Origin of the sequence: Mesorhizobium sp. M7A.F.Ca.CA.004.12.1.1 (assembly GCF_003997835.1) — a bacterium.
In the GTDB taxonomy this organism is placed as follows: domain Bacteria; phylum Pseudomonadota; class Alphaproteobacteria; order Rhizobiales; family Rhizobiaceae; genus Mesorhizobium.
Genome location: NZ_RZRK01000406.1, coordinates 1 through 5,592, shown reverse-complemented (window position 1 = coordinate 5,592; position 5,592 = coordinate 1). Strand labels below are relative to the sequence as shown.

Annotated in this window: 5 protein-coding genes; 2 read left to right on the top strand and 3 right to left on the bottom strand. The window is 64.0% G+C overall.

The window, feature by feature from the left end; translation table 11 throughout:
- Positions 1-1,588 (bottom strand): preprotein translocase subunit SecA (gene secA, locus EN984_RS20700; protein WP_127383917.1); only part of this gene is annotated, 1,588 nt, incomplete at its 3' end.
- A 268-nt stretch (positions 1,589-1,856) separates the two neighbouring features.
- Here secA and EN984_RS20695 point away from each other — a divergent pair.
- Positions 1,857-2,774: a peptidylprolyl isomerase gene (locus EN984_RS20695; RefSeq protein ID WP_127269307.1), complete on the top strand. Its 918-nt coding sequence runs from the start codon at positions 1,857-1,859 to the stop codon at positions 2,772-2,774.
- Positions 2,775-2,840: 66 nt separating this feature from the next.
- On the opposite strand, the gene EN984_RS20690 is transcribed toward EN984_RS20695, so the two are convergent.
- Both EN984_RS20690 and EN984_RS20685 read right to left on the bottom strand, forming a co-directional pair.
- A complete protein-coding gene (locus EN984_RS20690) occupies positions 2,841-3,440 on the bottom strand; it encodes a TetR/AcrR family transcriptional regulator (RefSeq protein WP_127269306.1) in 600 nt (199 codons plus the stop codon).
- Positions 3,441-3,743: 303 nt separating this feature from the next.
- Positions 3,744-4,973 (bottom strand): caspase domain-containing protein, encoded by a 1,230-nt coding sequence (locus tag EN984_RS20685; RefSeq protein WP_127272360.1) that lies wholly within the window; start codon positions 4,971-4,973, stop codon positions 3,744-3,746.
- A gap of 170 nt (positions 4,974-5,143) precedes the next feature.
- On the opposite strand from EN984_RS20685, the gene EN984_RS20680 reads away from it, so the two are divergent.
- The coding region (locus EN984_RS20680; protein ID WP_206517452.1) for a bifunctional ornithine acetyltransferase/N-acetylglutamate synthase at positions 5,144-5,592 on the top strand (449 nt) is incomplete at its 3' end.

The window sequence follows — 5,592 nt, the reverse complement described above, 5'->3', positions numbered from 1 at the left end:
CCCGCGCCTCGCGCTCGGGTCCGGCCGGCATGTCGCCGAGCTCTTCCTCGATGCGCATCTCGGCATTGCCGCCGAGCTTGATGTCGGTGCCGCGGCCGGCCATGTTGGTGGCGATGGTGATGGCGCCGGGCTTGCCGGCCTGGGCGACGATCGCCGCCTCGCGCTCGTGATGGCGGGCGTTCAGCACTTCGAAATCGGTAAAACCTTCCTTGCGCAGGCGCTCGGCCAGCTGCTCGGACTTTTCGATGGAAGTGGTGCCGACCAGCGTCGGCTGGCCCTTGGCGCTGGCTTCGCGGATCTCTCTCACGATCGCCTTGTATTTCTCCTCGACCGTCCGGTAGACCTCGTCGTCCTCGTCGATGCGCACGACCGGCAGATTGGTCGGGATCTCGGTGACTTCGAGACCGTAGATGTTGCCGAATTCCTCGGCCTCGGTCAGCGCCGTGCCGGTCATGCCGGAGAGCTTCTTGTAGAGGCGGAAATAATTCTGGAAGGTGACGGAGGCCAGCGTCTGGTTCTCCGGCTGGATCGCCACATGCTCCTTGGCTTCGAGCGCCTGGTGCAGGCCTTCCGAATAGCGGCGGCCCGGCATCATGCGGCCGGTGAACTCGTCGATGATGACGATCTCGCCGTTGCGGACGATGTAGTCCTTGTCCTTCTGGAACAGCCGGTGCGCCTTCAGCGCGTTGTTGACGTGATGGACGATGGCGACGTTCTCGACGTCGTAGAGCGACTCGCCCTTGAGCAGGCCGGCATCGCGCAAAAGGTTCTCGAGCTTCTCGGTGCCTTCCTCGGTGAAGATCGAGGTCTTCTGCTTCTCGTCGATCTCATAATCCTGCGGCTGCAGCTGGATGATGAAGGTGTCGATGGTGTTGTACATTTCCGAACGGTCCTCGAGCGGACCGGAAATGATCAGCGGCGTGCGCGCCTCGTCGACCAGGATGGAATCGACTTCGTCGACGATCGCGTAATTGTGACCGCGCTGCACCATCTGGGCGCGCTCGTATTTCATGTTGTCGCGCAGATAGTCGAAGCCGAGCTCGTTGTTGGTGGCGTAGGTGACATCGGCGGCGTAGGCGGCGCTGCGCTCCTCGTCAGACAGGCCATGGACGATGACGCCGACCGAGAGGCCGAGGAACTTGTAGACGCGGCCCATCCATTCGGAGTCGCAGGTGGCCAGGTAATCGTTGACGGTGACGACGTGGACGCCTTTGCCGGCGAGCGCATTGAGGTAGACCGGCAGCGTCGCGACCAGGGTCTTGCCCTCGCCGGTGCGCATCTCGGCAATACCGCCATTGTGCAGCACCATGCCGCCGATCAGCTGGACATCGAAGGGGCGCATGCCGAGCACGCGGCGCGCTGCCTCGCGGGCGGTGGCGAAGGCCGGCACCAACAGGTCGTCGAGTGTGGCGCCATTGGCTATGTCCTGGCGGAACTTCGCGGTGCGGCCGACCAACTCCTCGTCGGAGAGCGCCCGCATCTCGTTTTCCATGGCGTTGATCGCCTCGACACGGGGCCGGGTCGATTTGACCCGACGGTCGTTGGAGGAACCGAAAACCTTACGGGCGAGACCGCCGAGACTGACCATCCAATGGTCCTTTCGATAGAATTCTCAATCTTGAGATGAGCGCCGGCCGGCCCCATCAATTCCACGTGAACACTGGCGAACACATTAGTGAACACTGGCAAACACAAAAAGCGCCCGGAAAACGGTTCTGGACGCAAAGTCGTTGGACAGATAAGAGGGGGCTCAACTGATGTCAACGCCGCGCTGGCCCTGCTGGCTGCGCCAAATTCCGCCACAATCTGGCCGATCTGGAAGCACCCTCTTAACAATCCCCACCGGAGTCCACCCTATGTCCCTGTTGTTCCGCCGCGCGTCGCTCGCCAGCCTTGGCTTGGCCGTCGGCCTGTCGGCCCTTTCGCTCTCGCCGCTGATGGCGCAGCAAACCGCTCCCGCCCCGGCGGATGCAGCAGCGCCAGCCGCGGCACCGGTCGATCCGAATAAGGTTATCGCCACGGTCAACGGCCAGCCCCTGACCGAAGCCGATCTGGTGCTTGCCGAAGGGGAATTGTCACAGCAGTTCGCGCAATTGCCACCCGAGCAGCGCCGTGCCGCAGCGCTCTCGGCTGCCATCGAGATCCGTGTCATGGCCGCCCAGGCGGTCACGTCAGGGCTCGACAAGGATCCCGACTTCCAGCGCCGCATGGCCTTCCTGCAGCAGCGCGCGCTGCATGGCGAGATGGTCGAGAAGGGCGTCGTCGACAAGGTCACCGACGCCGAGGTCCGCGCCCGCTACGACCAGGAAATCGCCAACACGCCGCCCACCAACGAGCTGCATGCCCGTCACATCCTCGTGAAGACGAAGGAAGAGGCCGAGGCCATCATCAAGCAGCTCGACGGCGGCGCCGACTTCCAGAAGCTCGCCAACGAGCACACCAGCGATCCCTCGGGCAAGACCAGCGGCGGCGATCTCGGCTGGTTCGGACCTGGCCAGATGGTGCCGGAGTTCGACAAGGCGGCCTCCGCGCTCGAGGTCGGCAAATACACCGAGCAGCCGGTGCAGTCGCAGTTCGGCTGGCATGTCATCAAGCTCGAGGACAAGCGCACCAAGCAGCCGCCGGCCTTCGACGACGTCAAGGACCAGGCCAAGCAGGCGGTCATCCGCGACAAATATTTTGCGCTGGTCAAGTCGCTGCGCGCCGGCGCCAAGATCGAGATCCCCGACGCGAACCTGAAGAAGACGGTCGATACGCTGGAAAGCGCCAAGTAAGACTGATAGCTCTTTGAAAAGGGCGCGGCAGCCAGGGGTTGCCGCGCCCTTTTTCATCGCCGTTTTTTAAGGGGCGGGCGCCGCTATGCCTCGCATCACGTAGTTGACCGCCTTGCCGATGGCGGCTTCGTCCTCGTCGAGCCGGTTGGTCAACAGATGTCTCCAGGCGAAGGAGGCGATCAGGTCTGCGACAACAGCTGAATCGACGCCGGCCGGGATTTCGCCCCTTGCCTTGGCGCGTTCGATGATCTGGCCGGTATGGGAGCGTCGGCCCAGCGAGTAGTCGGCAAGGGCCGCGGCAGCGGTCTCGTCCGACTGCGCCTCGGCGATCAGCGACCGGAACACGCTTCCCGACGATGTCTCGCGCCAGTGGGTGAACAGGTTTTTCAGGAAGCCGACGAGATCCTCCTCCAGCCGCCCGGTATCGGGAACCTCGACGCGCTTCTGGCGCTGATAGACCTCAAGCAGCAATGCCGCCTTGCTCGGCCACCAGCGATAGATGGTGGGTTTGCCGGCGCGGGCCCGCCGCGCCACCGCCTCGATCGAGAAACCGGCATAACCGGCTTCGACCAGTACGGCCTCGGCGGCTTCGAGAATGGCATCGGCGCTGTCGGGGTTGCGCCGCGCACCGATCGATCTGCGCGCCGGATCGGCGTCCTCGGCCATCTCTGTCTCCTCGCCAACACTATCGCCGGCAATATAGGCGACCCGACGCTCAAACGAAACGGCGCGTTTTCAAGCTTCGGGAACGGATGGTAGCGGCAGGGGTTAAGTTCATTCTCTGAAAGTCTACCGCCGTGTCGGTTGGCGAAGCTCCAAACGCAAAAACCCGCCGGGCGGCGGGTCACTGGCGCAAATCAGCACCATGGGCAAAAATGTAGCATAGCTGCCCTCACCGAGTCAAGAAAAAATTCCTATCGCCATGAGGCGCCGCCAGCTTGAATTGCCCGGCTGGCCGTGGGATCACGCCTACTGCATCGCCTGCGATGTCTCGGATTCGATACGCCAGCCGCCGCCGGCCTTGACCACCCCAAGCGTGACGCGCGCCTTGCCGGTCAGGCGTGCCGCCGACCTGTCCTTTGGAAGATAGTCGTAGCGCATCGCAAAGACTGCCTCGGCGCGATCTTCGCCCTGTGGAGTGACCTCCAGGCTGCCGGCCTCCATGCTTAGCGACCAGGAGGCCCACTGCGCGAACCAGTCGGCCTTGATCTTGACGATGGCGTCGGCGTCGTAGCGGGTTCCGAAGATGAAGGCGGATGGGCCGTAGAGCCGCTTGACGGTCTCGCTCATCGCCCCGGTGTCCGGCGTCAGATAGTCCTGGCGCAGGAATTTCTCGATCGATCCCTTGTCGTCGCCGACAGAGCGTTCAAGTGCGGCCACTTCCATTGAAGGCGCCGGCGCCGCGGCCGGCCTTTGTGGCTCTGCGGGTTGTCCGTCCGAGACGAATTCGAAGCGTTCGAGCAACGATCCCTGCTCCCAGGGGCGCTGGGTTTCGCGGGTTTGCGAAACCACGTCGCGGCGCACCGCGATCATCATGTCGTTGATGCTCTGGCCGGGCTCGGCGATGTGGCGCAGCAGGGCGGCGGCGAAAGGCGAGTTGCGTCCGCTGCCGTCCATGGCGACAGCGCCAGGTGCCGTCGAGAAGGCGATGAACGAGCCGCGCGTCGAATCGAATTGCGCCAGCCCGGCCAGCGCCTTCGCCGAGCGCGTGGTGGCGGTGCGGCTGAGACTGCGGGCAAACGGATTGTTGCGGCAGGCATCGAGAAACACCAGGCTGACCTTGGTCTGCTGTTCCATGATGTCGAGGACTTCGTCGATCGGCACTGCTTCGAGCTGCAACTTGACGGGCACGTCCAGCCTGGCGTCGACCGGCACGATGTAGTTGCGCCCGTCGACCTGCAGGCCGTGGCCGGCATAGTAGAAAAGCCCGACGCCGGCGCCCTGGAGCGCATCGGAAAACGCGCCGATGCTGCGTTCGAGTTCACGCTTGCCGAGATCATTGCCCTCGATCACCTCGAAGCCGATCGAGCGCAGCTTGTCGGCGATGTCGAGGGCGTCGTTGACCGGGTTGGCCAGCGTGCCGGCTTCGGCGTAAGTGCCGTTGCCGATGACAAGCGCCACGCGCCGTTGCGGCTGCGCATCCGCGCTCAGCAGCAAAAGTCCCAGAAATGCCCATGCAAGGATCGCAAGCCTGCCCATGGGGCAGATCATAACGCCATCGGCCCCGGCGACGCCATCGGATTTGCAATGCAGGCCTAACCACGAGCGGGTTCGAACTCCCGGGCAAGAGCGACGAAAACGCCCTTGCGCCCGCGCGGTCTATCGGGCAAACCGGCCTTCCCCTGCGATTTTTCCCGCCCGAGGCCTCCATGTCCACGACGATTTCGCCGCTCGCGCCGAAGAAATACCCCAAAATGCCGGAAATCGAAGGGGTGCGCATCGCCACCGCCGAGGCAGGGATAAAGTACAAGAGCCGCACCGATCTTTTGACCATGGTCTTCGATGAAGGCACCGCGGTCGCCGGCGTGTTCACGAAATCGAAATGCCCTTCGGCGCCGGTCGATTTCTGCCGGCAGAATCTCGGCGCAGGCAAGGCCCGGGTGCTGGTCGTCAATTCCGGCAACGCCAACGCCTTCACCGGCAAGAAAGGCCGCGAGTCGACCGCGCTGACCGGCGAGGCGGCGGCGAAGGCGGCCGGCTGCACGGCAACGGAGGTTTTCCTGGCCTCGACGGGCGTCATCGGCGAGCCGCTCGACACCAGCAAATTCAGCCACCTGCTGGCCGGGCTGGTCAGCAACGGCAAGCCCGGGCTGTGGAC